The following is a 25,921-nucleotide window of genomic DNA, read 5'->3' as shown; positions in this document are numbered from 1 at the left end:
CGGTCCTACTGCACCGTGGCCGTCAGCCGGGCCACGTTGTCCACATACCGGGCGGCCAGCGGCCGGTTTAGCCAGTCCGCCAGCTTCAACTCGTGGGAGATGTCCCGGTAGGTGTCCTCCACCGCGCGCATCTTGTTGACGATGTCCTCGCCCAGGAGCATCACGGAAACCTCAAGGTTCAGCGAGAAGGAACGCATGTCCATGTTGCTCGATCCCAGGACGGCCACTTCGTCGTCGATGGTGAAGTGCTTGGCGTGCAGCACGAACGGCGCCTTGTACAGGTAGATGCGTACGCCTGCCTCGAGGAGTGCTTCGTAGTAGGACCGCTGCGCGTGGTGGACCAGGAACTGGTCGCCCTTTTCGGAGACGAACAGTTCCACATCGACGCCGCGCTGCGCCGCGGTGGTGATGGCATACAGCAGGGAGTCGTCCGGGACGAAATAGGGGCTGCAGATGGAAATCCGGTGCTGTGCGGAGTAGATGAGCGTGTTGAAGAGCCGGAGGTTGTTTTCCGTGATGAACCCGGGGCCGCTGGGCACCACCTGGGCCGTGACATCTCCGGGCTCGGGATTCGCCGGCAGTTGCAGCTGGTGTTCCAGGGATTCGTCGGTCTCGCTCAGCCAGTCGGTGGCGAAGACGACGTTCAGGGTGGTCACGATCGACCCCCGCAGGCAGGCCATCAGTTCCACCCATTCGCGGCCGGCCTTGCGGTGCCGCGGGTTGTTGTAGGAGGGCTCGATCAGGTTCTGCGACCCCGTGAAGGCGATTTCGCCGTCCACCACCATGATCTTGCGGTGGTTGCGCAGGTCCGGCCGGCGCCATTGGCCATGGATCGGCAGCAAGGGAAGCATCCGCTTCCACTGGATCTTGCCGGCCCGCAGGCGCTTGAGCAGCTTCCGGTAGCCCTTGATGCGCAACGTGCCGATGTGGTCGAACAGGAGCCGCACTTCCACGCCCCGTTCGGCCGCCTCTTCCATGGCCGTGAGCAGGTCGTTGGTGACGTGGTCCGAGCTCATGATGTAGAACTCGGCGTTGACGAAGGTCTTCGCCTTCCGCACCGCGTTGGTCATGGCCAGGATGGAGTCCGGGTAGCCGGGGATGAGCTCAACGGAATTGCCGTCCACCATGGGAAGCGAACCCAGGGTGCGGTTGAGCTCCGCCGCGGACTTCACCCATTCCGGCCCGGGGTAGTCGCTCTCGACGTCCGACAAGGCAGTGATGCCGGCCCGCACGCGGTCGTTAACCTGCTCCTGCTGCGCGCGGCGGCGGCTGGACAGCTGGAAGTTGCCGAAGAGCAGGAACAGGACGATGCCCAGGAACGGGATGAAGAAGATCCCCAGCAGCCACGCCATGGCTGTGGTGGGGCGCCTGTTGCCGGGGATGATGCCCAGTGCGAGGACCCTGATCACCAGGTCGGCAAAGCCCAGGAGCACCACAACCCACGTCGGCGCGGTGCCGGCAAGCGAAAAAGGCCACAACACGTCAATATCTCCCGGGGAGGTCGGGCTCCGGGGACGGTTCCGGCCGGCGCACTCCGCCCAGCTTAGCGGCGCCGCCGCACTAAGCTGGTGCCATGAGCTCTCCAGCCCCCGTTGTCCTCGTTTTCCTTGACCCTGCCTACCCTGACGGCAGGGTAGCCGACGCCGCCAAACCGCAGCTCCTGGTCACGGACCTGGGCGTCACCCGGGGTGACGGGATCTTCGAAACCATGCTGGCCGTCGGCGGGACAGTCCGGAAAATGCAGGCCCACCTGGACCGGCTTGCAGGCTCCGCCCGCGCGCTGGACCTCGACATTCCGGGGCAGGACGTGTGGCAGCGCGCCATCGCGGCCGCCGTTGCCCGCCACCGCGCCGGGAACCCGCCGTCGGACGCTGCCGCCGACGAACTGGTGGTCAAGCTGGTAGTGACCCGCGGCGTCGAGGGCGCCCCGGCCCCCACCGCCTGGGTGCAGGTCTCACCTGCCGGAGCGGCGGGCCGCCGCCAGCGGGAAACCGGCATCGACGTAATCCTGCTGGACCGCGGCTATGACAGTGACGTGGCCGAACGGGCCCCGTGGCTGCTCCTGGGTGCCAAGACGCTGTCCTACGCGGTGAACATGGCGGCCCTCCGGCACGCCCACAAGCAGGGCGCGGACGACGTCATCTTCACCTCATCCGACGGCCGCGTCCTGGAAGGACCTACCTCCACCGTGCTGCTGGCCCACGTGGAAAAATCCGACGACGGCACTGCGGTCAAGCGCCTCATCACGCCGCAGCTGGACAGCGGCATCCTGCCCGGAACGTCCCAGGGCGCGCTTTTCGCGGCGGCCAAGGCGGCGGGCTGGGAGCTGGGGTACGGCCCGCTGGAGCCCCGCGACCTGCTGGATGCGGATGCCGTCTGGCTGATCTCCAGCGTCCGGCTGCTGGCCCCCGTGAACCGTATCGACGGAAAGGAGATCGGCACGCCGGCCGTGCAGAAGGAACTGACAGCGGAGTTGAGCGGACTTTTCGCCGGGATCCAGTAGCCGCGCAACAGGGCCACCGGCCCCTTTTGCCCTCCCGGCTTCACCCGTAAGGTGTGGACCATGGACTCGCACAAGCTGCCGATCGAAAACCTCTCCTTTGACGACTGCTGGGAGCTCCTCGCCAATGACACCGTGGGCAGGCTGGCCATCGTGGTGGACGAGCATCCCGAAATCTTTCCCGTGAACTACATCGTCCACCTGCGCAGCATCGTCTTCCGGACAGCGCCCGGTTCCAAGCTCTGGGGCGCCAAAATGGAGCGGCCGGCGTCGCTGGAGATCGACGGCTACGACCCCGCCACCGAAATGGCATGGAGCGTGGTGGTGCGCGGCGATACCGGGATCATCGAGGACCAGGCGGTAAAGGACCACGTGGACGGCCTCGGCCTGGAACCGTGGCAGCCCGGCGAAAAGGCCAACTACGTCCGGCTGAACGCGAAGGCCCTGACCGGCCGCAGGTTCCAGGTCAACCGGCCGGATGTCTGGAACACCCGCGTGCAGGACCGGCGCAGGGCCTCGTTCGAATAATGCCCCGCCGCCCGCTTCCGTTCTAGCCGAGCGCTGCTGCCGCCTGCCGGGACAGCTGTGCTTCCAGTCCGGACAAGAGGATGGTGAGCCCCTGGTCAAGCTCGCTGGCGCCGTCGTAATCTGCCAAGGCCGGGGCCAACGCCCGCAGGTTGGGAAATTCCTTGGCGGGCAGGCGGTGGAGCCCCAGCCGCAGCAGCACCTCGTTCTCTTCGGGGTCCACCACGAACTCCTGCAGTTCGTTGAGGATGTGGCCGTAGAGGAAGCCGTAGTACACGCGGTAGACGTGCAGCGCGTCTGAGGGATCGAATCCGGCCGACACCAGCAGGGAAAGGATCTTCTCCAGCGGCCGCAGCGTGCCCAGCGGGCGCAAGCCGAGGGGCGTGGAGAGTGGCCTGGTCACCAACAGGGGCACCACGTTGGGATGCTGGAGCGCCAGGGTCCGCAGGTTGTGGGCGATCGCCCGCAACTGCGCCTTCCAGTCAGGGTCATCCTGCTGGATGGTGAGCTGGTCCAGCACCAGTTCCGAAACCCCGTCGAGCAAGGCAGCCCGATTCTCCGCATAGCGGTAAAGGCTCATCGGGTCCCTGCCGAGCTCCTGGCCCAAGCGGCGCATGGTCAATGCTTCGAGACCTTCCGCATCCACCATTTCCAGCGCTTTGGCCAGCACGATGTCCCGGCTGAGCCTGGCCTTGGCCTTGCCGGTGCCGGATGGTTTGGGGGAAGTCATGAATTTGTCCTCGCTGCGGACAACTGACCCGAGATCATTCGAGAGGGTTGCCTCATATGTAGTCTACGGGTAAAGTCTACAGTGTAGACAGGCGTTGACGGCGCTCATGATCCCGGTTTCTTTCACAGGATTAATCTATGGACCCGATTGCCACCAGTGCAGGGCATCGAGGTTCGCTGCTGTAGCCGAACGGCGGCGCCACGCACTTAGCGAAGGGACGCCCTCATGGCACATTCCCAGTTTGATCTCTTTCTCCAAGACGCCACCTACTTCGACCAGACCTCCGAGTCCACCCTGGAACGCGACCGCTTCTACGGCCTGTACATGAGCTGGTGCTTCATCAACCAGCACCTGCCGGGTACGGAAACGACCTTCTGGTCAGCGATGAAGACGCGGTTGCCGGGCAGCCGCAAGGGCCTGCGCATGAAAGGTCCGGCTGCCGCCGACTACATCGTGTCCTCGTATCCCGAGCTGGTCTAGGACACATACCCTCCAAGGGATTCCCAGTCCTCACCTGGCACGTGATCGAAATGCTGTGGCACCCACCGTGCCACAGCATTTTTCATGCCCGGGCCATGGTTCCCAGGTGGAAGATGGGGCCTAGGTGGGAATGATCCGGAACAGGAACCTGGTGCGGACCATCACCCACAGCAGGCCCAGCACCACGGCGTACGCCACGGTGTTGAGGAAGATACTCTCCTGCTGGAGGGCGGGGATGTTGGCCACGACGGCGATCAGCACCACGTGCATGATGAAGACATAGAGCGTTGCGCGGCCCAGCGGGATCAGGAACCAGCCCAGCGCCCACTCAACCGGTTTCCAGTAGGCGCTGAGGAACGCATACGCCGCCACCACCAGCAAGACGACGTTGAGCAGGCGGCCCGGAGCCAGGTAGGTCCGGCCAAAGAGGGCGTCATACATGGCCCGGTAGGTGGCGTCCGGCATCAGCGCCAGCCGGACGTCGTAGTTGTTGGCCAAGTAGGGGTTGCCCCAGGATAGGAAGGCCAGGGCGACTGCAGCCACAGTACAGGCGGCCACCACCCAGGCATGGGCCGACAACCACGCGATAATGCTGCGCCGGTGGTATCCCACCACGAGCCCCAGCACGAACAGCACCTGCCACACCAGCAGCGGAAAAGAGTCCTCGAACTGCGACGGCAAAATCCGGAACCTGGTTCCGGCCCCCACGGCGTACACCGCCAGCGATACCACCAGGACCCATACGGCCTTTCCGCGGTTCAACAGGGCCAGGATCAAGGGGCTGGCCAGGAGCAGCACCACGTACAGGCCCATCACGTTGAACTGCCAGGGCCCGAACTGCAACAGCAGGATGGCCGGCAGGACCTGGGGCGGCACCGGGAACTGGAACAGCGACGACATCCCGGCGTAGAGGTCGTACGTCCGGCCGGCACCGTTATGCCCGGCCCCGCCGGTCCCCTGGTCCACGAACGTGGTCAAGGCGTCGGTGTGGAAGAACGGAAGCTGCGCGATGAGGAAGACGCCGATCAGCACCGACAGCGCGGTCACATAGAGCTTCCCCGCCCGGCGGGAGGTGAGGTCCACAACCTTGCCGAAGTCTTCCCTGGCCTTCGGCCCGTAGACCATGCCCACCACCAGGCCGGAGAACAGCACGAAGAGTTCGGCACCCGATACGAAGCCCACGGCCTCCTGGGTGAGCAGCTGGAACAGCGAGACCAGGCCCAGGTGGTTGACCACCACGAAGACAATGGCCATCCCGCGCAGCAGATCCACGCGCGAGTCCCTGTTTCCCGGCTCCTGGTAGCTCCATGCGGTGGCGGCGTTGACCCGGCGGGGAATCTGCCACAGCGCCGCCAGGAGGATGGCCATCGCCACGGCCACGGTCCAGACCGCAGCCCCGGACAGGGTGTTGGCCCGGACATACGATCCGTCCGCGGCCACATCGGTGACCGGCCCGGTGACCACAGCAGAGGACTTCAGCCGGTCCAGCGCAGCTTTGGCGATGGCGGGATTTCCGGTGAGCAGCCAGTCGATGCTGGCCACGCCGGTATCCCGGGTGCTGGTGCGCTCGTCCCACACCACCGCCGCCGTCCTGGCGAAAGCCGGCGAGGTGGCGGTACCCACCACCTGGTCCCACCAGGCCGTCTTGATATCCGCCTCCGGCGGTCCGCCCGCGGCAGGGCTGTAGAACGCCGACGTCTGGAGCAGTAGCGGCTTCCTGCGGACCTCCGCGTAGGCATTGTAGAAGTTCTCGCTGCCCGCGCCGGTCAGCATCTCCTGGAGTTCACCGGCACGCGGCACGGTGTTAACGGCAGCGGCGCCGGCAGTGTCGTCATGGTAGGCAGTCAGGCCCACCCAGTCCACGGCGTCGTCCCCCGGATAGTAGGGGGCGTAGGCGGCGTCGGAGCCGTTCCAGGCGCCGTCGCCGTTGGTGTCCAGGAGGGCGAAGCCGTCACTTCCAGGCTGCGGGGCATTCCTGCTCCGGTCAAAGGGGTAGTCCTTGCCCAGGTACGGCGCCCAGACCATGGCGGCCCGGCCGCCGTCGTCCTTTTTGACCGCTGCCGCGACCGCCTTGAAGGCCTCCCGGTAGGCGGCCGGCTGCTGCCCCCAGGCCACCCAGCTCGAGTTCATGTCCGGCGCAAACCGGATCAACAGCCGGCCCTTGAACCCGGAGGCCAGGTCGCGGACCTTGCCGGCGAAGGCTTCCGCTTCGGAGGCGCCGATCTGGTCCAGCGGCACCGTGGGCTTCACGGTGAGCATGGCGTGGGCGCCCTTGGCCGAGGCCTGCTGCAGGAACCCCTCGATGTTGTTCTGGTCCGAGTCGCGGAACGGCAGGCCGATGTCGTGGCCAAACACGGCCGGGCTCGCACCCAGCCGGTCGGAGAATCCAGCGGCGGTATCCTCGCCCCATTCAAGGACGGCACCCAGCCACGGCTTGCCTTGGTCCGGTTCCGCGGAGGCCGCCTGCGCAGCACCGGCGGGCGCCAGCAGCGCCAGGAGCACGACGACGGCGGCGGCCAGGAACGCCCCGGGGGAACGGTGACGGGCACGACGACGGCCGGCCTGGTGGTGCGATGTTGCTGCTCGCATGCTGGCAAGACCCCCCGGTACTCCCACTGTGACGGCAGGGCGGCGCCCCCGGTAGAAACTTTATCGGCCCGGCCGCCCTGCCGCGTTCCCGTGACGCGGTGGTCGCGGGCTCTCAATTACGGAACATGACGACGGCGGCCGTGCGGCTTGGCGGCGCAGGTGTTACGTTTTTGGGGAGTAATGAGTACCGGTGTTAAGCCCTGACTGGCCGGTCGGCAACCCTCCTCTCGCGGCGGGGTGCCTCAGGTGAATACTTGGCATATCGACCGATTCGAGCTGCAAGCGTGAAAGAAGGAGATCCGTCGTGTCTGACGCACCCGCCCCTGACGAAAAATTGTCCTACCGCCTGATTACGGGCCCGGACGACCGCTCCTTCTGTGAGCGGATCTCGGCTGCGCTTGCGGACGGTTACGTCCTGCACGGCAGCCCGGCGGCCACTTTCAACGGCAGCAGCGTCATCGTGGCCCAGGCCGTTGTCCTCCCGGCCGCCATCGCGTCGGCTGACGCCGCGGTGGCCACGGCTGTTGACGACCTGGAAGGCGAGTTCGACGGCGAGGGCCACGCATGAGCTACGCGGGAGACCTGACGCCGCAGGAAGCGTGGGCCAAGCTGGAGCAGGGCGCCATCCTGGTGGACGTCCGCACCGAGGGCGAATGGGCCCACATTGGCATTCCGGATACCAAGGCAACGGACAACGATCCGCTCTTCATCCAGTGGACCTTCCCCGGCGGCATCCCCAACCCCGATTTCGTGAAGGACCTCAAGGAGCAGGCGCCTGAGGACCCGGGCGCTGAGCTCGTGTTCCTTTGCCGTTCGGGCCAGCGATCCATCGCCGCGGCCGTGGCGGCCACCCAGGCCGGCTTCACTTCCTACAACGTCCTGGAGGGCTTCGAGGGGGAACCTGACCGCTACGGCGAACGGACCGTCAACGGCTGGAAGAACCGCGGCCTGCCCACCAACCTCGGAAAGAACTAAGTGACTTTCAATCAAGATGCCCCCGGCTGGAGCCCCGACACCCAGGCTGTCCGCGGCGGGCTGGACCGCACCAACTTCCAGGAAACCTCAGAGGCCGTCTTCCTGAATTCCGGGTTCGTTTACGAATCCGCGGCCGCGGCCGAACGCGCCTTCACCGGCGAGGACGAGCGCTTTGTGTACTCGCGCTACGGCAACCCGTCCGTGGCCACCTTCCAGGAACGGCTCAGGCTGCTGGAAGGCACCGAGGCCTGCTTCGCGACGGCGTCGGGCATGTCCGCGGTGTTCACGGCCCTGGGCGCGCTGCTTGCAGCCGGTGACCGCGTGGTGGCCGCCCGCTCACTGTTCGGGTCATGCTTCGTGATCCTGAACGAGATCCTGCCGCGGTGGGGAGTGGAAACGGTCTTCGTCGATGGCCCGGACCTGGACCAGTGGCGCGAGGCCCTGTCCAAGCCCACCACCGCCGTCTTCTTCGAATCCCCGTCCAACCCGATGCAGGAAATCGTGGACATCGCCGCGGTGAGCGAACTGGCCCATGCCGCCGGCGCCACGGTAGTTGCGGACAATGTCTTCGCCACTCCCCTGCTGCAGCGCTGCGGGGACCTGGGCGCGGACGTCATCGTGTACTCCGGCACCAAGCACATCGACGGGCAGGGCCGGGTCCTGGGCGGTGCCATCCTGGGCACCAAGGAGTTCATCGACGGCCCGGTGAAGCAGCTGATGCGCCACACAGGTCCGGCGCTTTCGGCGTTCAACGCCTGGGTCCTGACCAAGGGCCTGGAAACCATGAGCCTGCGCGTCCGGCACTCCTCGGCCACCGCCCTGCGGCTCGCTGAATGGCTCGAGGAGCAGCCTGCCGTGAGCTGGGTGAAGTACCCGCTGCTGACATCGCACCCGCAGTATGAGCTGGCGGCGAAGCAGATGAGCGCCGGCGGCACGGTCCTCACCCTTGAGCTGGCGCCCTCGGGCGGCCGCTCCGGCAAGGAGGCGGCCTTCGCCCTGTTGGACGGGCTGCGGATCATCGACATCTCCAACAACCTGGGCGATTCGAAATCCCTGATCACCCACCCCGCCACCACCACCCACCGCGCCATGGGGCCGGAGGGGCGGGCCGCCATTGGCTTGAGCGACGGCGTGGTCCGGCTCTCCGTGGGGCTCGAGGACGCGGACGACCTCATCCGCGACCTGGAACAGGCCCTGAAGCAGATCTAAGGCGTCAGGCCTGGCGGACCCGCAGCAGTTCCGGGGTGTCTTCCACGCCGGAAAGATCCAGGGCGCCGCGCATGGTGGCGTCTACGGCGTGCCGGACCACTGCACCGAAGCCCATATCCTCGGGAGGCGGTCCGGCCAGCGCCCTGTCGCGGGCCCGGCGCTGCTCAGCGGCCCCTGTCCCGCGGGCGATGATGTGCTCCACGCCCTGCCGGGCCATGGCCAGTTCGCCCTGTTCCTGAAGGACAGGCGCCAGGTAATCCACCAGGGAACGGGCTACGTCCGCGGCCGGGGCCGGGCGGAAGTTCCCAAAGTCCAGGAGCTCGCCGCCGAGTCCCGAACTGCTGGCCTGCCAGGAGGCCATCCGCAACAGGACAGTGGGCACCGGCGCCGGGTCCACGCCCTCGCGCCATTCCCTGCCGGCCGATTCCACCAGGGCGCGGACCAGCACGGCGATCAAGGCTGCATCCTCGGCGCGGAGGCAGACGTCCGCCACCCGCACCTCCACGGTGGGGTGGTTGCGGGAGAGCCGCGCGTCGAAATACAGCATCCCTTCATCGAGCATCACGCCGGTGTCCAGCAGCCGGGTGACCACCCTCCGGTAGGCGGGGTACGTCCCGTAGATCGCGGCCGGGCCGGACGTCGGCCACCGGTTCCAGGCCTGGGTACGGTAGCTTTCGAACCCGGTGGGGACGCCGTTCCAGTACGGCGAGTTGGCGCTCAACGCCGTCAGCACCGCCAGCTTGTCGCGGATCCGGTCCAGGACCGCCACGCCCTCTTCCGGCGATTCGATGTAGGTGTGCACGTGGAAACCGCAGGTCAGCTGTTCCTGCGCCGTGAGGCCAAAGCGCTCCAGCATCCTGGCGTAGCGAGGGTCCGGCGTGGTGTGGCTGGCGGATGCCAGCGGAGACGTGGCCAGCGCAGCCACCCTGGCTCCGTTCTTGGCGGCCGCCTGATTGGCCATGGCGCGGCCGGCCCTGATCTGCTCGAGCAGGGCCCCGGACTCCAGGCAGGGCTTTGTCTGCGTCTCGATCTGCTCAAGCTTCAGCTCGGCACTGAGGCCCATCTCGTCGTCGTGATCCGCCTGCTTCCCGGAGTGGTGGAGGTCCGGGTCCACCGGGAGATCGTCCGCAGCGACACGGTGTCCGGCGAGGAGGGCGTCCGCCAGGGCAAGCGGCTCCCCGGACTCCGGATCAACAATCAGGAGTTCTTCCTCGACGCCGAAAGTACGCATACGAACATTCTGCGTCAGGGCCAGGAAATTCCGGGCGCAGCTGCTGATCATGACGAAGCATGAACGCCTAGTCCTGGAAGTACTCCACCTTGGCGCCGATGGTGTTGAGGCGTTCCGCCAGGTCCTCGTAGCCGCGTTCGATCACGTAGATGTTGCGCAGCTCGGAGACGCCCCGTGCGGCGAGCATGGCCAGCAGCAGGCAGGCAGCGGGGCGGAGCGCCGGCGGGCAGCCCACCTCCGCGGCACGCCACTTGGTGGGTCCGTTGACGTAGATCCGGTGCGGGTCCAGCAGCTGCACCTGCGCACCGAGCCGGTTCAGCTCTGTCAGGTAGATGGCACGGTTTTCGTACACCCAGTCATGGATCATGGTCTGCCCGTGGGCGTTCGCGGCGATCACGGCAAAGAAAGGAAGGTTGTCGATGTTCAGCCCGGGGAACGGCATGGGGTGGATCTTGTCCTCGGGCGCGCGCAGCTCCGACGGCTTGGTGGTCACGTCCACCAGCCGGGTGCGGCCGTTGCGGGCCATGTATTCGCCGGAGATTTCGAGCTTCTGCCCCATCTGGCCCAGGGTGGCCAACTCGATTTCCATGAACTCGATGGGTACCCGGCGGACCGTGACCTCGGAATTGGTGACGATGCCGGCCGTAATCAGGCTCATGGCCTCAATCGGGTCCTCGGACGGGAAATACTCGATCTCGGCGTCGATCACGGGCCGGCCGGTGATCCGGAGCGTGGTGGTTCCCACGCCCTCGATGGCCACCCCGAGCATCTGCAGGTAGAAGCAGAGGTCCTGCACCATGTAGTTGGGGCTGGCGTTGCGGATCACGGTTGTTCCCGGCCGGTGGGCCGCCGCCATGATCGCATTCTCGGTAACGGTGTCCCCCCGTTCGGTGAGGACGAAGGAACGGTCCCTGGTGTCCGCGGGAGGCGCCTGGACCGTGTAGAAACCGGCGGTGGCTTCCACGGAGAGCCCGAATTCGCGCAGTGCCTGCATGTGGGGTTCCACCGTGCGGGTGCCGAGGTCGCAGCCGCCGGCGTAGGGCAGCCGGTACTCCCGTGACTCATCCAGGAGGGGGCCCAGCAGCATGATGACGCTGCGGGTTCGCCGGGCCGCGTCAACGTCCATCCCTTCCAGGTCCAAGACGGCCGGGCGGCGCAGGCGCAGATCAGTGTCGTTGAGCCAGGTGCATTCCACGCCGATGCTGGTCAGCACTTCAACGATGCGGTTGACTTCTTCGATCCGGGCGAGGCGGCGGAGCACGGTGGTGCCCCGGTTGATCAGGCTGGCGCACAGCAGCGCCACGCCGGCGTTCTTGCTGCTGTTGACGTCCACCGCGCCGGAGAGGGTGCGGCCGCCCTCCACCCGCAGGTGCGTCATCCTGGGCTTGCCCACGTTGACGATGCTCCGGTCGAAGATGGTCTCCAGCCGCTGGATCATCTTGAGGCTGAGGTTCTGCTTGCCTTGTTCCATCCGGGCGACGGCGCTTTGGCTGGTTCCGAGTTCGGAAGCCAACTGGCCCTGGGTCCAGCCCTTCTCGGTCCGGGCGTTCCTCAACATGGCGGCGACGTGGCCGGCGGTCTCCTGAGTCATGACGAAAATATATCATAAATGAGATAGAAGGCCGGAGCGCGGCCATCCGTGTGTTTATATGGTCTGACCTACCCGCTACATGCGATAGTACCGGCAGGTAACCCTGCTAGCTGCCCAGCCACACCATGTTCCAACGGCCCGCGGCAAGCGCCGCACCGAGGGCGCACCCGGCGATCAGGACGCCGCCGCCTACCACCCACAGGTCCAGCACACTGAACGTCGATTCGCGGGCCCAGGTTCGCTGCCCGCCGCCGAAACCCCGCGCTTCCATGGTCACGGCAAGCCTCGACGCGCGGCGGATCGCCTGCACCAGGAGCCCGAAACTTTGGCCCAGGGTCGCCTTAACCCGCTGGACCACGTTGCCGCGCGACCCCACGCCGCGGGCACGCCGGGCCATCCCGATGGTCTGCCATTCCTCGGCCATGAGCCCCACCAGGCGCATCGCCGCCAGGGTTCCCAGGACGAACCGGTGCGGCAGGCGCGCCTTCTGTGCCAGCGCATCGGCAAGGTCCGTCGGATCGGTGCAGCTCATCAGGAGCACCGCCGGAAGGGCGATCGCGAAGCCCCGCAGCAGGAAGCCGATGCCCAGCTGGAGGGAGCCTTCGCTCATGGTCCAGATGCCGGCGTCGAGCAGGATCCTCCCGCTGTCCGGCGCCAGGATGGAAGTGCTCCAGCCGCCGATGGCGGCGGCGAGGATCAGCGGCCAGCCCCGCTGCCAGAGCAGGGACACGGTGAGGCCGGCCAGGGGAAACAGGATCAGTTCGAAGACCAGCGCCACGGACGCGGAAACCCAGTCGATGGACAGCGCCAGGACCGCGGTGATCAGCACGACGGCGGCAAATTTGCTCAGCGGGTTGGCCCGGGCAAGGAGGGCGCGGTTGCCGTCCAGGGTCAGCTGCTGCCTCATGGCGCCACCGGTTCCGTGGCGGCCATCCGCAGCTCGGCCCCGCCCAAAGCTCGGGTGAATTCGGCGTCGTGGGTCACGGACACCACGGCCGTGCCGGCGTCCAGGAGTTCGGAGAGGAACGAGGCCAGCTCCGCCCAGGTGTTGGCGTCCTGCCCGAACGTCGGCTCGTCCAGGACCAGCACCTGCGGGCTGGCGGCCAGGACCGTGGCCACGGACAGCCGACGCTTCTCACCGCCGGACAATGTGTAGGGATTGGCGTCCACCAGCTGGGTGAGCCGCAGCCGCTCCAGCAGCTCCTCCACCCGGTCCTCGCCGTGGCCCAGGTGCCGCGGCCCGAACAGCAGCTCGTCCAACACCTTGCCCGTCACGAACTGGTGCTCCGGTTCCTGGAACACGGTGCCCACCCGTGAGATCAACTGCTCTGCCTTCCACGCGTAGGGGTCGATCCCGGCACCGCGGCTAAGGTCCACGGCGGCCGACACCTTTCCGGACACCGGTTCAAGGAGCCCGGCAAGGGTCAGTGCGAACGTTGATTTTCCGGCGCCGTTCGGGCCGGTGACGGCCAGCGCCTGGCCGGCCCGGACCTGCGCGGCAACACCCTCCTGGACAGGAACCGGCGGAATCTTGCGGAAGCCTTTGCGGCGGGGACGCTCGCGGGAGACCGCCAGGTCTTCGGCTGCAAGCAGGAGGTTGCCGGTTACGGCGGCGGGGATGCCGGACTGGCGGCGGGTGGCCGGCACATACCCCGGCACCCAGACTCCGGCCGCCGTCAGCATGGCCCGGGCCTCGCCGAGCACCCGGTCCGGAGGTCCGTCCAGGAGCACGGCGGGATCCGAGGCGGAGCCCGGCTGCAGGACCACGATCCGGTCCACCAGGTCCTTCCAGACGGAAACCCGGTGCTCCACCACCACCAAAGTGGCCCCGGTCTTGTCGAGGCAGCGTGCCACGGCGTCCCGGACCTCCAGGACGCCGTCCGGGTCGAGGTTGGCGGTGGGCTCGTCCAGCAGGATCAGCCCGGGACGCATCGCAAGGATGCCCGCCAGCGCCAGGCGCTGTTTCTGACCGCCGGAGAGGGCCGACGTCGGGTGGTCCAGCGGGAGGTGGGACAGTCCGACGTCGGCAAGCGCCTCGTGCACGCGCGCCCAGATGGCGTCGCGGGGCACGGCAAGGTTCTCGGCGCCGAAGGCGACGTCGTCCCCCACCCGGGAGAGGACCACCTGCGTCTCCGGGTCCTGCTGCATCAGGCCGGAGCGGCCGCGACGCTCGCGGGGAGGGGCGCCGTCAACCAGCAACGAACCGGACTCGTCCGCATCGCCGGCCTCGCCGTCGTCGTTGATGTCGCCCAGGACCCCGGCGAGGGCATGCAGGAGCGTCGACTTCCCGGCACCCGAGGGACCGAGCAGGAGTACCCGCTCGCCGGGGCGGATATCCAGGTCGAGGGCGTGGACGGCAGGTTTGGCCCTACCGGCATGCCGCCAGCCCCAGCCGCGGGCCGTGACGGCGGCAGGGCGCACGCCTCCTGCGGCGTCCTGGGAAGGTGCCATCAGGAGAAAACTGGCTCCGTTGCAGCCTTGCGGGACGCGAAGGAACTCAGCACCCCGGTGCGGGCCAGGCCGCGGGTGGCGAGCCAGGACAACGCGCCCGCCAGCACGGCGCCGGACACCGTGGTCAGGACGATGTAGGCGAGCTTGTCCGCCCCGGAGTAGGCAATGTTCCAGCCCCACGGTGCGAATGAGTCATTCAGGCCGCAGAAGAAGCCCGCGGCCGCCCCCGCCACGAGGGAGACGGGCAGGTTGAACTTGCGGTAGACGAAGACCGCGAAGATGATTTCCGCGCCCAACCCCTGGATGAAACCGGAGAAAAGGACGGAGGCGCCGTATTGGGAACCCATCAGGAGCTCGCCCGTTGCGGCCACAGTTTCGCAGAACAGGGCGGCTCCGGGTTTGCGGATGATGAGCATTCCCAGCACGCCGGGAATCATCCAGCCGCCGGCCAGGATCCCGGTCAAGGGCGGGTAGGCGGCGTTCATGGGGGCCGACAGGGCGGCGGCGCCCTGGTCCCAGGCCCAGAAAATGACCCCGCCGGCGATGGCCACCAAGGCCGCCACCACGATGTCGACGACGCGCCAGGACTTACTGGTGGTCTTCTTGATTGCAGCAGTACTCATGTGATCCTCCTGGGTAACAGGAGGGGAAAGTGGCTCCGGCTGGCGGACCGTTGCCGGTCCGGCCGGACACTTTGAGAACTCGACTCCCTTGCGCCGGTACTAACCGGATCAGGTTCGAGGGTCTGCGGCTGTCCCGCACTCTCAGCGCCCACCTGCGGTTCCCGGCATGGCCAGGTTGTCCGACGGCGGCGCTCCCCTGTCGTTTTTGAATGTTGATGTTCGCGTGTAAATACTGCCCGGTTTGGGCGTGGTCAAGTTTACACCTGGCGGGGGCGGGCGGCGGCCATGCCGGCTGTTGAGCCGGATGTGACCGCGGACCGCCGTCAGCGGGCCCGAGAGGATGCCGGCCATGCCCTTGCCCGGACCGGTCCGGGTGTACGGCTAGGCTGTAGGCAGTCCGTTTTCCGCCCGCAAGGAGTACTAGGAATGAACCTTTTCATCAAGCTGCTCGGTACCGCGGTGAGCCTGGGCGCAGGCCTGGTCGGCACCAAGCTCGTCAACACCATCTGGGAAAAGACCACCGGGCAGAAGCCGCCCAGCGGCAAGGGCGAGGACGTGCCCACCAGCCTGCGGTCGGCCTTGACTTTCGCACTGATCTCCGCGTCCGTCAGCGCCATCATCCAGGTCCTGGCCAACCGGGGCACCCAGCGCGCCATCACCCGCTTCGCCAAGACGCAGGACATCGTCTAGCTACTGGCGGTTTTCGCCGTCGTCGCGGTTGTCCGTCAGGGCAGCCTCGGCGGCGGCTTTTTGCACTACGGCCTCGAGCTCATCGGCGGCGAGCAGCTCCCGGTGCAGGTGCTTGGTGCGGTAGCCGGCCCGGCCCACCATGTGCGCGGACACCGGCACCGTGAGCAGCTGGAAGATCCAGGCCACCACCAGGACCGGCCAAACCCACCAGCTGCGCATCTGCAGCCCTATGGCTGCCAGCAGCAGGAACAGGCCCAGGACCTGCGGCTTGGTGGCGGCGTGCATGCGGCTCATCAGGTCCGGGAAGCGGAGCAGCCCGATGGCGGCGCCCAGGGACAGGAGCGCACCCGCCACCATGAACACCGCGGAGGCAAGGTCGATCCACGCGTCCGCGCCGGAAAAGTCAGGATTCATGGGGGTTCACCCTCCGGTCGGCGACGAACCGGGCCACCGTGACCGACCCGATGAACCCAATGATGGAGATGGCCACCACCAGCATCAGGTTGTTCAGGTGCCGGTTCACGGCCATGTCCACGCACAGGGCCCCGCCCAGGATGGCGAGCAGGACATCGGCCGCAAGCACCCGGTCCAGCAGCGAAGGGCCGCGGGCAATCCTGATGATGGCCCCGCCCGCGGCGAGGGAGAAGATGACGGCCGTGACCGCCAGGACAACAGGCATCATGCGGACGCCTCCATTCGGACGGCTTCGAGTTCTTCGGCGGACCCCATGATGCGGATCAGGCCCGCTTCGATGGACCGGACCTCGTTCCGCAGGCCCTCGATGTCCTGCTTGGAGGTGATGTTGAGTGCGTGCAGGTACAGGGTGGAGGCCGGGCGGTCCACCTCCACCACCAGGGAGCCGGGAATCAGGGAGATCACGTGCCCGGTGGCGGTGACGATCAGGTCCTGGTGGCTCCGGAGCTTCACCGCGACGACGGCGTTGGTCACCTTGGGTCCGCGGACGGTGGCCAGGTACAGGACCTGGCCGCTGGCAACCACCACTTTCGCCAGGAAGGCAAAGGCGAAGGGCACGGCGTACAGGATGTTGAACCGGCCGCTGAGTTCCACCGGCGGAAGGTAGAACAGCCTGGCAACGCCTACCGCCAGCAGGGCACCGAAGAGCAGGTTCCCGGGGCTGAAGTCCTGCCACAGGGCACCCCACACGATCACCAGCCACACCAGGAGGGGAAGCTCCTGCCGCAGCGAAATCCGTTTGCGGCTCATCGTCCTCCTCCCGTCACGGTGGCCGGAACGGCGGTATTGCTGCCGAGGACCGACTGGATGTAGGGGGCCCGGTCCAGCATGTCCCGCGCAGCATGGTCGGAGAGCCCGAACAGCGGCCCGGCGAACACGGTGAGCGCGACGCCGAGCACCACCAGGCCAAGGGTTGATCCCACCATGGTGCGCGGCAGGAGCGTGACCGTGTTGAGTTTGGCGCCCGGACCGGCGGCGCGCCCCGAGGGGCCGGCCAGCAGCACGGGGTCCGGATGTTCGGCGTCCTCCGGCTTCCGCCAGAACGCCCGGTTCCATACGCGGGCAATGGCCAGCAGCGTCAGCAGGCTGGTCAGCACCCCGCCGATCACCAGTGCGTAGGCCAGCGGGGTCCCCAGCTCAATGCCGGCCTGCAGCAGCCCCACCTTGCCGAGAAACCCTGAGAACGGGGGGATGCCGGCCAGGTTCATGCCGGGGATGAAGAACAGCATTGCCAGCAGGGGCGAGAGCTTGGCCAGGCCGCCCAGCCGGTCAACGGAGGAGCTGCCGCCGCGGCGTTCGATCAGGCCGGTCACCAGGAACAGGCTGGTCTGGATGGTGATGTGGTGGGCCACGTAGAAGACCGCAGCCGCCAGCCCGGCCACGGAGGACATGGCCAGCCCGAACACCATGTACCCGATGTGGCTGACCAGGGTGAACGAGAGCAGACGTTTGATGTCGCTTTGCGCCAGCGCACCAAGGATGCCCACCACCATGGTCAGCAGCGCCACTACCATCAGTGGCGTGTTCAGGGTGTCGCCGGGGAACAACAGCGTCTCGGTCCTGACCATGGCGTACACGCCCACCTTGGTCAACAGGCCGGCGAACACGGCGGTGACGGGTGCCGGCGCCGTGGGGTAGGAGTCGGGGAGCCAGAAGGACAGCGGGAAGACGGCGGCCTTGATGCCGAACGCCACCAGCAGCATGACGTGCAGCAGGGTCCTGGTGCCTTGGTCCAGGTCGCCCAGTTTGAGGGCGAGGTCAGCCATGTTGACGGTGCCGGTTGCGCCGTACACCATGGCGATGGCGATCAGGAACAGGACGGAGGACACCACCGACACCACCACGTAGGTGACCCCGGCGCGGATCCGGGGCCCGGTGCCGCCCAGGGTCATCAGCACGTAGCTTGCGGTCAGCAGGATCTCGAAGCCGACGTAGAGGTTGAAGAGGTCGCCGGAGAGGAACGCGTTGGACACCCCCGCTACCAGGATCAGGTAGGTGGGGTGGAAGATCGAGACCGGTGCGTCTTCGTCGCCGTCGGCCATGCCTTGCCCGGTGGCGTACACCAGCACGGCGAGGCTCACTGCCGAGGAGACCACCAGCATCAGCGAGGAGAACTGGTCCACCACCATCACGATGCCCCAGGGCGGCAGCCAGCCGCCGATGGTCACCGCGGCGGTCCCGCTGTTCCACGCGGACGCCAACAGGAGGCATTCGAGGGCCAGGGTGAGTGACAACAGTCCGATGCTGACCGCCCGCTGGGCCCGGGAGTGCCGGATCAGGAGGAAGGTCAGTGCGGCGCCCAGGATGGGAAGGACGACGGCGAGCGGGGCCAGGCTGGCGATGTTCACTTTTTGCCGCCTTCCGGGCCGGATTCGATGGTGAGCGAGCCGGGCTGTTCTTCCGCGGCTGCCTGTTCGGCCGGCATTTCCCGGCCTCCCGCCGTGACGGTGGCGAGCGGAAACTCGGATGTTTCGGCCGGGATTTCGGCGTCGTCCTCCGCGTCGAAGCTCGGTGTTTCCGCCACCCGGAGGTCCTCCACGTCGTCCTGGATATCGTCCTGGCGGGCCAGGACCCACGTGCGGTAGATGATGCCCAGCATGAACGCCGTGACGGCGAAGGAGATCACGATCGAGGTCAGGATCAAGGCTTGCGGCAGGGGGTCGTTGTAGTCACCGGCGGGGGTGTCCTTGGTGAAGAACGGAGCCAGGCCGGCGTATCCCCCGGTGGAGAGGATCAGCAGGTTGGTGGCGTTGGCCAGCAGCATCAGCCCCAGCAGGACGCGGGTGAGGCTGCGTTCGAGGATCAGGTAGATGCCGCAGGCATAGAGGGCGCCCATGACGATCAGCAGGGTCAGGTTGACGCTCATGCGTTGCCCTTTGCGGTGGTCTCGGCAGGAATACGGTCCGGTTCCTGGTCCTGCTGTGCCGGTTCAGGCCCGGCCGCAGCGGACCGTTCTTCCATGTGTTCATCGATCTCGGCACCCAGGCTGCGCAGCACGTCGAGCACCAGGCCCACCACCACCACGTACACGCCGATATCGAAGATGGTGGAGGTGACGAACTTGATGTCGCCGAAGACGGGCAGCCACACCTCGATGATGGCGGACTGGAACACCTGGCCGCCCAACAGCAGGGGCGTCACGCCGGAGGCAGCGGCCAGGGCCAGGCCGGTGCCCAGCAACGCACCGGCGCTCAGCGGTGCGGCTTCCCGCAGTTCGAACCGCCCGCCGGCCAGGTAGCGGATGGTCAGGGCCAGGCCGGCGGTCAGGCCGCCGGCGAAACCGCCGCCGGGCAGGTTGTGGCCGGCCAGCAGCAGGTAGAGCGAGAAGATGATCATCGAGTGGAACATCAGGCGGGTGACCACCTCGAAGATGATGGAGCGGCGTTCCGGGGCGAGGGTCCTGCCCGCCACGATCCAGGCGTCCCGTGCCGAGGCGGCGAACTTCCGGCTGATGGCCAGCGCCGCACCGTCGCGGGACCCGGGGTCCACGCCGTGGTACCGCCCCACGGTGCCCTCGGCAACGGAGGCGGACCGTTGCAGGCGGTCGCCGCGGCCGCGGACGAAAATCAGGCTGGCCACGCCGGTGGCGGCCAGGGCCAGGACGCTGATCTCACCGAATGTGTCCCACGCCCGGATGTCCACGAGCGTCACGTTCACCACGTTCAGGCCGCCGCCGCCCTCGTAGGCGAGCTGCGGGAACTGCAGGGACACCGGGATGGCGGTCCTGGCTCCCATGGCGAAGATCGCGGCGAACACCATGGTCACGCCGAAGCCCAACCCGATGATGACGCGCAGCACCCGGTACTTTCCGCCGGTGCGGTCACGAAGCTCAGGAGGAAGGCTGCGCATGGCCAGGACGAACGCCACCAGGATGATGGTTTCCACCAGCATCTGGGTCAGGGCAAGGTCGGGGGCGCCCTGCAGGGCGAACATGAGGGCGATGCCGTACCCGGTGACGGAGACCATCAGCACCGCCAGGAAGCGCTTGTTGGCCTTGACGGCGGCAAGGGCGCCAATCACGATGCCCGCGCCGGCCACGAGCTGCAGCGGCGAGTGCGGGTCCACGAGGTAGATGTCCTGCGGCAGGGCATTGCCGCTGAGCAGGATGGCGGTGAGCGGCAGGACGAACGCCACGCTGAGGATTACGGCGAGGTAGAAGTAGAGGGAACCGCGCTGGGTCCGGCCCGTGATCCAGACGGCGGCGTCGTCCAGGGCGCCGATGGTGAGCTGGTAGCCCCGGTCGCCGTCCACCCAGCCCGGAACCCGTGCCTGCACCCTGGCCACGGCGTTGCGGCCGACGTACATCGCCAGGCCCAGCACGAACGTGACGGCCGTCAGCCCCAGTGCCGGGGTGAAACCGTGCCACAGCGCCAGGTGGCCGGCCTGCTCAGCCGGCGTTCCGGCGTCGGGCGCCGTGGAGGCGAACAGCGCCGCGTAAGGCTGGATCCAGGCGTCAACCGGTACCGGCCAGAGCCCGTAGGCGATGGTCAGGAGGCTCAGGACCGCGGGCGCGGCAAGGAAGGAGGGCCGGATGGCTTTGAACGGGGTGGGCTCCACGCCGGGCTTCGCCGCGAAGGCACCCCACATAAACCTGGCGCTGTAGGCGAAGGTCAGGATGGATCCCACCACCAGGCCGGCCAGCACCACCATGCCCCACGGACCGGCATGCGGGCCGGTGGCGTGGTGCACGAACGCTTCGAGTACCGATTCCTTGGCCACAAACCCGGCCAGCAGCGGCACCCCGGCCATGGAGGCCGCACCGATGCCCGCCACGATGCCCAGGGCCCGCGAGGACCGGAAGACGCCGGAGAGTTTCCGCACATCACGGGTCCCGGACTGGTGGTCGATGATGCCCACCACCAGGAACAGCGTGGCCTTGAACAGGCCGTGGGCCAGCAGCATTGCAAGCCCGGCCAGGGCGGCGTCCGGTGTCCCCAGGCCCACCACCATGGTGAGGAAGCCCAGCTGGCTGACGGTGCCGTAGGCAAGGATCAGCTTGATGTCGGTCTGCCGGAGCGCCCGGTAGCCTCCCACCAGCATCGTGGCCAGGCCCAGGCCCAGGACCACAGGCTGCCAGTACACCGTCTCCGCAAAGCCCGGGGCAAGGCGGGCCACCAAGTAGATTCCCGCCTTGACCATCGCCGCCGCGTGCAGGTAGGCACTGACGGGGGTCGGCGCAGCCATGGCACCCGGGAGCCAGAAATGGAACGGGACCAGCGCGGACTTGGTGATGGCACCCACCAGGATGAGCACGACGGCGGCGCCCACCGTGACGCCTGACGGTCCGGAGACCAGCGCGGCCGCTTGCTCCAGGATGCTGGAGATGCGGTAGGTCCCTGCGGTGTAGCCCAGCATGATCAGGCCCACCAGCATGGCCAGGCCACCGGCCGTGGTGACCATGAGCGCCTGCAGGGCGGACCGGCGGGCCGCGAGCCGGGTCCTGGCGAACCCGATCAGGAGGTAGGACAGGATGGTGGTGAGTTCCCAGAAGATGAACAACAACAGCAGGTCATCGGCCAGCACCAGGCCGAACATGGCGCCGGCGAAGGCAAGCAACTGCGCGCCGAACGCACCGAGGTCCTGGTCTTTCCGTTTGAAATACCGGGCGCAATAAAGCAGCACCAGCGCACCGACACCCAGCACCAGCAGTGACATCACCCAGGCCAGCGCGTCCATCCGGAACGCAAACTCAAGGTGGAGGCCGGGAATCCATTCAAAGACTTCGGATACTGCGCCGGACCCGGAATAGACGGCGTCGTGCTGGAAGGCCAACCAGGCGAAGGAAACAGCCGGGACGGCCGCCAGCGCGTAGAACGCATTCCGGCCCCAGGCCCTGAAGAGGAAAGGCGCCAGGACAGCCACCGAAAAGTGCACGGCAAGGACTGTTATCACTGGTATCTCCGCAACGTCAGGGATTCGATTGTCAAAAGTTGGAGCAGGCGGCAAGAAAGTTAGATCCGGGAGGCTCCAGTTTACCAAGGCCCCGGCACCACCTTTTCTTGTGCGGGGTGGGCCGGGCGGCGAATTCCCCCACGTCACAGGGCTGTGCTCCGCCGGGTGTTCGCCACGGGCGGATACGATTCAACGTATGAACAGCGCCAGCGCTCAGGGGGCAATGCGGCCTGCCTCGGAACTTGAGTCCGGAACCCGGACTTCCACCAAGCGCCGCATCCTGGCGTGGGCCTCCTGGGACTGGGGTTCGGCGGCCTTCAACGCGGTCATGACCACGTTCGTGTTCACCGTCTACCTGACGTCCAACGCCTTCGGCGGGGAGGACAGTGCTTCCGCGGTCCTGGGCTCCGCCCTGGCTGTTGCCGGACTGGCCATCGCGCTCCTGGCTCCGGTCACCGGCCAGCGCTCGGACGCGGGCGGCCGCCGCAAGCTGTGGCTGGGAGTGAACTCGGCCGCCGTCGCCATCCTTACCGCCCTGTGCTTCTTCGTGTTTCCGCACCCGGAATTCCTGCTTCCCGGCGCCTGCCTGATTGCCCTGGGCAATGTGTTCTTCGAGTTTGCCGGCGTGAACTACAACGCCATGCTGGCCCAGGTTTCCACGCCGCAGAACATCGGGAGGGTCAGCGGGTTCGGCTGGGGCGCGGGCTACGTCGGCGGAATCGTGGCCCTCCTGATCGTCCTGCAACTGTTCGTCCAACCGGCTTTCGACTGGGTCGGGGCGTCCACCACGGACAGCCTGAACATCCGGTTGGTAGCTGTCTTCTCCGCGCTCTGGTTTTTCGTCTTCGCCCTTCCGGTGTTGTTCGCCGTTCCCGAACTGCCCCGCGGCACCAATACCGCCCGCCTGGGCTTCCTGGCCAGCTACGGGCTGCTGTTCCGGCGCATCAAGGCCATCTACGCCACCAGTCCGCACACCATCTACTTCCTGCTGGCCAGTGCCGTCTTCCGGGATGGGCTGGCCGCCGTCTTTACCTTTGGCGGCATCATCGCGGCCGGGACCTTCGGCTTCGCTCTGTCGCAGGTCATCTTCTTCGCCATCTTCGGGAACGTGGTGGCGGCCATCGGTGCCGTGATCGGCGGCTTCCTGGATGACAAAGTGGGCCCCAAGGCCGTCATTACGGGTTCCTTGGTGGGGCTCCTGGCCGCCGGGACCGCCATCCTGGTGCTGGGCAACGGAAACTATTCCTTCTTCGGCATGGATTGGGCGGGGAGCACCACGTTCTGGGTGTTCGGACTGTTCCTCTGCCTGTTCGTCGGCCCGGCCCAGTCCTCATCCCGCGCCTACCTGGCCCGCCTGGCGCCACACGGGGAATCGGGAGAGCTCTTCGGGCTGTACGCCACCACCGGACGCGCCGTCAGCTTCCTGGCCCCCGCACTCTTCACCCTGTGCATCACCGTGGCCACCCCGCTGGTGCCAGCCGGGCAGGCCCAGCGCTGGGGCATCCTGGGCATCATGGTGGTGCTCCTGGCCGGGCTTCTGGTCCTGCTGCCGGTGAAGTCACCGGACAAGGCCCCCATCGCCGTGGTCCCCACTGCCTGAGCCTGCCTCAGGCACCCGGCCAGGGCCCGGGCCCGGTGTTGCCAGGCAGACTAGGCTGGAACCATGAACGTGGACGAGACCAACCTGCCCGGCCTGGGCCGCCGGAGGGATTTCATGACCGCCTCGGGGCGCCGCATTGGCGTCGTGGAGCTGCGGGAAGGCCAGACCGAACTCATCGTCTCCACCTGGGACGATCCTGATACCTGCCAGGCGTCGATTCCGCTCACCAGCGACGAAGCCGCCACGTTGGGCAACCTCCTGGGCGGCACCCACCTGGCCATGAAGCTCGCCGAGGAACACAAGGACGTCCCGGGCATCGTTACCCGCCAGTTCTCCATCGCCGCTGACTCCCCGTTCCAGAACCAGCCGATGGGCAAGGCCTGCATCCGTACCAGGTGCGGCGTCTCCATTGTGGCCATCATGCGCGAAGGAGAGGTGCTGCCCTCGCCCGGGCCCGACGTCGTCCTCCACCCTGGCGACCTGCTGGTGGCGGTGGGCACCCAGGAAGGCCTGGACTCGGCGGCCAATATCCTGCGCCACGGCTAAGCCGAATGGACCCGTTGGCCCAGACCCTCATTGAGCTGGGGGCCGTTGTGTTCTGCCTCGGCCTGCTGGCCAGGCTGGCCGGCCGGATTGGAATGTCCCCCATCCCGTTCTACCTGCTGGGCGGACTCGCGTTCGGGGCAGGCGGCATCGTCAAGCTGGAGGGAATGCACGAGTTTGCGCACCTTTCCGGCGAAATTGGCGTCATCCTCCTCCTGCTTATGCTCGGATTGGAATATACGGCTGCCGAGCTTTTCACCGGGCTGCGCCGTTCATGGCAGGCCGGCGTCCTGGACCTGGTCCTGAACTTTATTCCCGGCGCAGGCCTGGCGCTGGTCCTGGGCTGGGGCGGCGTCGGTGCCATGGTCATGGGCGGGGTCACGTATATTTCGTCGTCCGGCATTGCTGCCAAGGTCATTACGGACCTGGGCCGGCTGGGAAACCGTGAAACACCGGTAGTGCTGTCCATTCTGGTCTTCGAGGACCTCGCCATGGCCGTGTACCTGCCCATCCTCACTGCCACGCTCGCAGGTGTGAGTTTCCTGGGCGGCCTCACCACGGTGGGAATCGCCCTGGCGGTGGTGAGCCTGGTCCTGATGGTGGCGCTGCGGCACGGGCACCACGTCTCCAAAGCCGTCCACAGCGAGAACTCCGAGGTCTTCCTGCTCAACGTCCTGGGTGCCGCGTTGCTGGTGGCCGGCGCGGCGTCGGCCATGCAGGTGTCCGCTGCGGTGGGCGCCTTCATGCTGGGCATCGCCATCTCCGGCGCCACGGCACACAGCGCCACCCGCATCCTCGAGCCGCTGCGCGACCTCTTCGCCGCTATCTTCTTCGTGGCGTTCGGGCTGAACACGGATCCCACGTCCATCCCCCCGGTTTTGGGCTGGGCCCTGGTGTTGGCGGCGGTCACGGCGGGCACCAAGATGCTGACCGGTATCTGGGCGGCGAAACGCGCCGGAATCGCCCGGCCGGGCCGCTTCCGCGCCGGCGCCGCGCTCATCGCACGCGGCGAATTCTCCATCGTGATCGCGGGGCTGGCGGTCGCGTCCGGGGCGGTTCCGCACCAGCTGGCGGCGCTGGCCACGGCCTATGTGCTGCTCATGGCGGTGCTGGGCCCGTTGGCGGCGCGCTACGTGGAACCCCTTGCAAAGGCTGCCATCCGGCGGCCCGTAATCGCGCCGCGGGTTTAGGGCTGCCGCGCCGCCGAATCCAGCGCTGCCGGAGCTAGATGCTGGTGCGGTGGAAGTTCAGGTGGCTGCGGCTGGCCGTGGGACCGCGCTGGCCCTGGTACCGGTTGCCGTACTCCCCTTGGCCGTAGGGGAACTCCGCGGCGGAGCTGAGCCGGAAAAAGCAGAGCTGGCCGATCTTCATGCCGGGCCAGAGCTTAATCGGCAGGGTGGCCATGTTGGACAGCTCCAGCGTGACGTGCCCGGAGAAACCAGGATCGATGAAGCCTGCAGTGGAGTGCGTCAGGAGGCCAAGCCGGCCCAAGGATGACTTGCCTTCCAGGCGGGCGGCGATGTCATCGGGCAGGGTGACGGTTTCGTACGTGGACCCCAGGACGAACTCCCCTGGGTGGAGGATGAACGCTTCGTCCTGCTCCACTTCCACCAGCCGCGTCAGTTCGGGCTGCTCCAGCGCTGGGTCGATGTGCGCGTACTTGTGGTTGTCGAACAACCTGAAGAATTTGTCGATCCGCACATCCACGGACGATGGCTGGACCATCGCGGGGTCGTAAGGTTCCAGCACGATCCGCTGGGAATCAATTTCGGCACGAATGTCGCGGTCAGAGATCAGCACGGCTCCCAAATTACCGTA

At 67.1% G+C, this 25,921-nt stretch carries 25 protein-coding genes and 2 riboswitches; of the genes, 10 read left to right on the top strand and 15 right to left on the bottom strand.

The features are described 5' to 3' along the window. Window positions 1-5 precede the first annotated feature (5 nt). Window positions 6-1,481 carry a cardiolipin synthase gene (gene cls, locus QRM96_RS16085; protein ID WP_502934897.1) on the bottom strand — a complete coding sequence of 492 codons (1,476 nt, stop codon included), beginning with the start codon at window positions 1,479-1,481 and terminating at the stop codon, window positions 6-8. A gap of 92 nt (window positions 1,482-1,573) precedes the next feature. On the opposite strand from cls, the gene QRM96_RS16080 reads away from it, so the two are divergent. Continuing rightward, window positions 1,574-2,503, top strand: coding sequence for an aminodeoxychorismate lyase (locus QRM96_RS16080; RefSeq protein ID WP_109045512.1), 930 nt, complete (start codon window positions 1,574-1,576; stop codon window positions 2,501-2,503). A 60-nt stretch (window positions 2,504-2,563) separates the two neighbouring features. Continuing rightward, window positions 2,564-3,028: a pyridoxamine 5'-phosphate oxidase family protein gene (locus tag QRM96_RS16075; RefSeq protein WP_285320242.1), complete on the top strand. Its 465-nt coding sequence runs from the start codon at window positions 2,564-2,566 to the stop codon at window positions 3,026-3,028. Between the two features lie 22 nt (window positions 3,029-3,050). Here QRM96_RS16075 and QRM96_RS16070 read toward each other — a convergent pair whose 3' ends face one another. Continuing rightward, the gene (locus QRM96_RS16070) at window positions 3,051-3,755 is read right to left on the bottom strand and encodes a TetR/AcrR family transcriptional regulator C-terminal domain-containing protein (protein ID WP_109045510.1); all 705 of its coding nucleotides are present in this window, start codon (window positions 3,753-3,755) and stop codon (window positions 3,051-3,053) included. 225 nt (window positions 3,756-3,980) lie between these two features. On the opposite strand from QRM96_RS16070, the gene QRM96_RS16065 reads away from it, so the two are divergent. Next, window positions 3,981-4,235, top strand: coding sequence for a hypothetical protein (locus QRM96_RS16065; protein ID WP_018760737.1), 255 nt, complete (start codon window positions 3,981-3,983; stop codon window positions 4,233-4,235). 120 nt (window positions 4,236-4,355) lie between these two features. Here QRM96_RS16065 and opgC read toward each other — a convergent pair whose 3' ends face one another. Then, a complete protein-coding gene (opgC, locus tag QRM96_RS16060; RefSeq protein WP_285320241.1) occupies window positions 4,356-6,824 on the bottom strand; it encodes an OpgC domain-containing protein in 2,469 nt (822 codons plus the stop codon). Window positions 6,825-7,000: 176 nt separating this feature from the next. Further along, window positions 7,001-7,115, top strand: a riboswitch (SAM riboswitch). Window positions 7,116-7,128: 13 nt separating this feature from the next. On the opposite strand from opgC, the gene QRM96_RS16055 reads away from it, so the two are divergent. The 3 genes from QRM96_RS16055 to QRM96_RS16045 are packed head-to-tail and all read left to right on the top strand — an operon-like array spanning window position 7,129 to window position 9,008. Then, the gene (locus QRM96_RS16055) at window positions 7,129-7,392 is read left to right on the top strand and encodes a DUF1737 domain-containing protein (RefSeq protein ID WP_018760735.1); all 264 of its coding nucleotides are present in this window, start codon (window positions 7,129-7,131) and stop codon (window positions 7,390-7,392) included. Continuing rightward, window positions 7,389-7,799: a rhodanese-like domain-containing protein gene (locus QRM96_RS16050; protein ID WP_018760734.1), complete on the top strand. Its 411-nt coding sequence runs from the start codon at window positions 7,389-7,391 to the stop codon at window positions 7,797-7,799. Before QRM96_RS16055 ends, QRM96_RS16050 begins: the two co-directional genes overlap by 4 nt. Next, on the top strand, window positions 7,800-9,008 hold the full coding sequence (locus QRM96_RS16045; protein WP_018760733.1) for an O-succinylhomoserine sulfhydrylase: 1,209 nt from the start codon (window positions 7,800-7,802) through the stop codon (window positions 9,006-9,008). Window positions 9,009-9,012: 4 nt separating this feature from the next. Here QRM96_RS16045 and QRM96_RS16040 read toward each other — a convergent pair whose 3' ends face one another. From QRM96_RS16040 to QRM96_RS16020, 5 genes are all read right to left on the bottom strand, one after another. Then, on the bottom strand, window positions 9,013-10,239 hold the full coding sequence (locus tag QRM96_RS16040; RefSeq protein WP_109045745.1) for a glutamate--cysteine ligase 2: 1,227 nt from the start codon (window positions 10,237-10,239) through the stop codon (window positions 9,013-9,015). A gap of 67 nt (window positions 10,240-10,306) precedes the next feature. Beyond that, window positions 10,307-11,830, bottom strand: coding sequence for a UDP-N-acetylglucosamine 1-carboxyvinyltransferase (locus QRM96_RS16035; protein ID WP_018760731.1), 1,524 nt, complete (start codon window positions 11,828-11,830; stop codon window positions 10,307-10,309). Window positions 11,831-11,936: 106 nt separating this feature from the next. Beyond that, the gene (locus QRM96_RS16030; protein WP_018760730.1) at window positions 11,937-12,737 is read right to left on the bottom strand and encodes an energy-coupling factor transporter transmembrane component T family protein; all 801 of its coding nucleotides are present in this window, start codon (window positions 12,735-12,737) and stop codon (window positions 11,937-11,939) included. Next, window positions 12,734-14,281, bottom strand: coding sequence for an ABC transporter ATP-binding protein (locus QRM96_RS16025; RefSeq protein ID WP_285320240.1), 1,548 nt, complete (start codon window positions 14,279-14,281; stop codon window positions 12,734-12,736). The genes QRM96_RS16030 and QRM96_RS16025 overlap by 4 nt, the downstream gene beginning before the upstream one ends. Then, entirely contained in the window at window positions 14,281-14,904 is a 624-nt protein-coding gene (locus QRM96_RS16020; RefSeq protein WP_018760728.1) for an ECF transporter S component, read from the bottom strand. The genes QRM96_RS16025 and QRM96_RS16020 overlap by 1 nt, the downstream gene beginning before the upstream one ends. 67 nt (window positions 14,905-14,971) lie before the next feature. After that, a riboswitch (TPP riboswitch) is annotated at window positions 14,972-15,112 on the bottom strand. Window positions 15,113-15,330: 218 nt separating this feature from the next. Between QRM96_RS16020 and QRM96_RS16015 the strand changes: the two genes are divergently transcribed. Further along, complete coding sequence (locus QRM96_RS16015) at window positions 15,331-15,594, top strand: DUF4235 domain-containing protein (RefSeq protein WP_018760727.1); 264 nt, start codon at window positions 15,331-15,333, stop codon at window positions 15,592-15,594. Here QRM96_RS16015 and mnhG read toward each other — a convergent pair whose 3' ends face one another. Genes mnhG through QRM96_RS15985 form a run of 6 tightly spaced genes read right to left on the bottom strand, consistent with a single transcriptional unit; the run spans window position 15,595 to window position 21,960 of the window. Next, a complete protein-coding gene (gene mnhG / locus QRM96_RS16010; protein WP_018760726.1) occupies window positions 15,595-16,008 on the bottom strand; it encodes a monovalent cation/H(+) antiporter subunit G in 414 nt (137 codons plus the stop codon). Then, on the bottom strand, window positions 15,998-16,276 hold the full coding sequence (locus tag QRM96_RS16005; RefSeq protein WP_018760725.1) for an MrpF/PhaF family protein: 279 nt from the start codon (window positions 16,274-16,276) through the stop codon (window positions 15,998-16,000). Before QRM96_RS16005 ends, mnhG begins: the two co-directional genes overlap by 11 nt. Beyond that, window positions 16,273-16,818: a Na+/H+ antiporter subunit E gene (locus QRM96_RS16000; protein WP_018760724.1), complete on the bottom strand. Its 546-nt coding sequence runs from the start codon at window positions 16,816-16,818 to the stop codon at window positions 16,273-16,275. The genes QRM96_RS16005 and QRM96_RS16000 overlap by 4 nt, the downstream gene beginning before the upstream one ends. Continuing rightward, complete coding sequence (locus QRM96_RS15995; RefSeq protein WP_285320239.1) at window positions 16,815-18,416, bottom strand: Na+/H+ antiporter subunit D; 1,602 nt, start codon at window positions 18,414-18,416, stop codon at window positions 16,815-16,817. Before QRM96_RS15995 ends, QRM96_RS16000 begins: the two co-directional genes overlap by 4 nt. Then, complete coding sequence (locus tag QRM96_RS15990; protein WP_133831922.1) at window positions 18,413-18,934, bottom strand: Na(+)/H(+) antiporter subunit C; 522 nt, start codon at window positions 18,932-18,934, stop codon at window positions 18,413-18,415. The genes QRM96_RS15995 and QRM96_RS15990 overlap by 4 nt, the downstream gene beginning before the upstream one ends. After that, window positions 18,931-21,960, bottom strand: coding sequence for a Na+/H+ antiporter subunit A (locus QRM96_RS15985; RefSeq protein WP_285320238.1), 3,030 nt, complete (start codon window positions 21,958-21,960; stop codon window positions 18,931-18,933). Before QRM96_RS15985 ends, QRM96_RS15990 begins: the two co-directional genes overlap by 4 nt. A gap of 196 nt (window positions 21,961-22,156) precedes the next feature. On the opposite strand from QRM96_RS15985, the gene QRM96_RS15980 reads away from it, so the two are divergent. The 3 genes from QRM96_RS15980 to QRM96_RS15970 all read left to right on the top strand — a co-directional run bounded on the left by QRM96_RS15980 (window position 22,157) and on the right by QRM96_RS15970 (window position 25,293). Beyond that, window positions 22,157-23,560 carry an MFS transporter gene (locus QRM96_RS15980; RefSeq protein ID WP_285320237.1) on the top strand — a complete coding sequence of 468 codons (1,404 nt, stop codon included), beginning with the start codon at window positions 22,157-22,159 and terminating at the stop codon, window positions 23,558-23,560. A 63-nt stretch (window positions 23,561-23,623) separates the two neighbouring features. Then, a complete protein-coding gene (locus QRM96_RS15975) occupies window positions 23,624-24,106 on the top strand; it encodes a cation:proton antiporter regulatory subunit (RefSeq protein WP_018760719.1) in 483 nt (160 codons plus the stop codon). Window positions 24,107-24,111: 5 nt separating this feature from the next. Continuing rightward, a complete protein-coding gene (locus tag QRM96_RS15970) occupies window positions 24,112-25,293 on the top strand; it encodes a cation:proton antiporter (protein ID WP_018760718.1) in 1,182 nt (393 codons plus the stop codon). Between the two features lie 34 nt (window positions 25,294-25,327). Here QRM96_RS15970 and dcd read toward each other — a convergent pair whose 3' ends face one another. Continuing rightward, a complete protein-coding gene (gene dcd / locus QRM96_RS15965; RefSeq protein WP_018760717.1) occupies window positions 25,328-25,903 on the bottom strand; it encodes a dCTP deaminase in 576 nt (191 codons plus the stop codon). Window positions 25,904-25,921 lie beyond the last annotated feature (18 nt).

The sequence above is a fragment of the Pseudarthrobacter sp. lyk4-40-TYG-27 genome, assembly GCF_030209295.1.
In the GTDB taxonomy this organism is placed as follows: Bacteria; Actinomycetota; Actinomycetes; order Actinomycetales; family Micrococcaceae; genus Arthrobacter.
The sequence above is the reverse complement of the archived record's forward strand: the minus strand, read 5'-3'. Positions and strand labels throughout refer to the sequence as shown.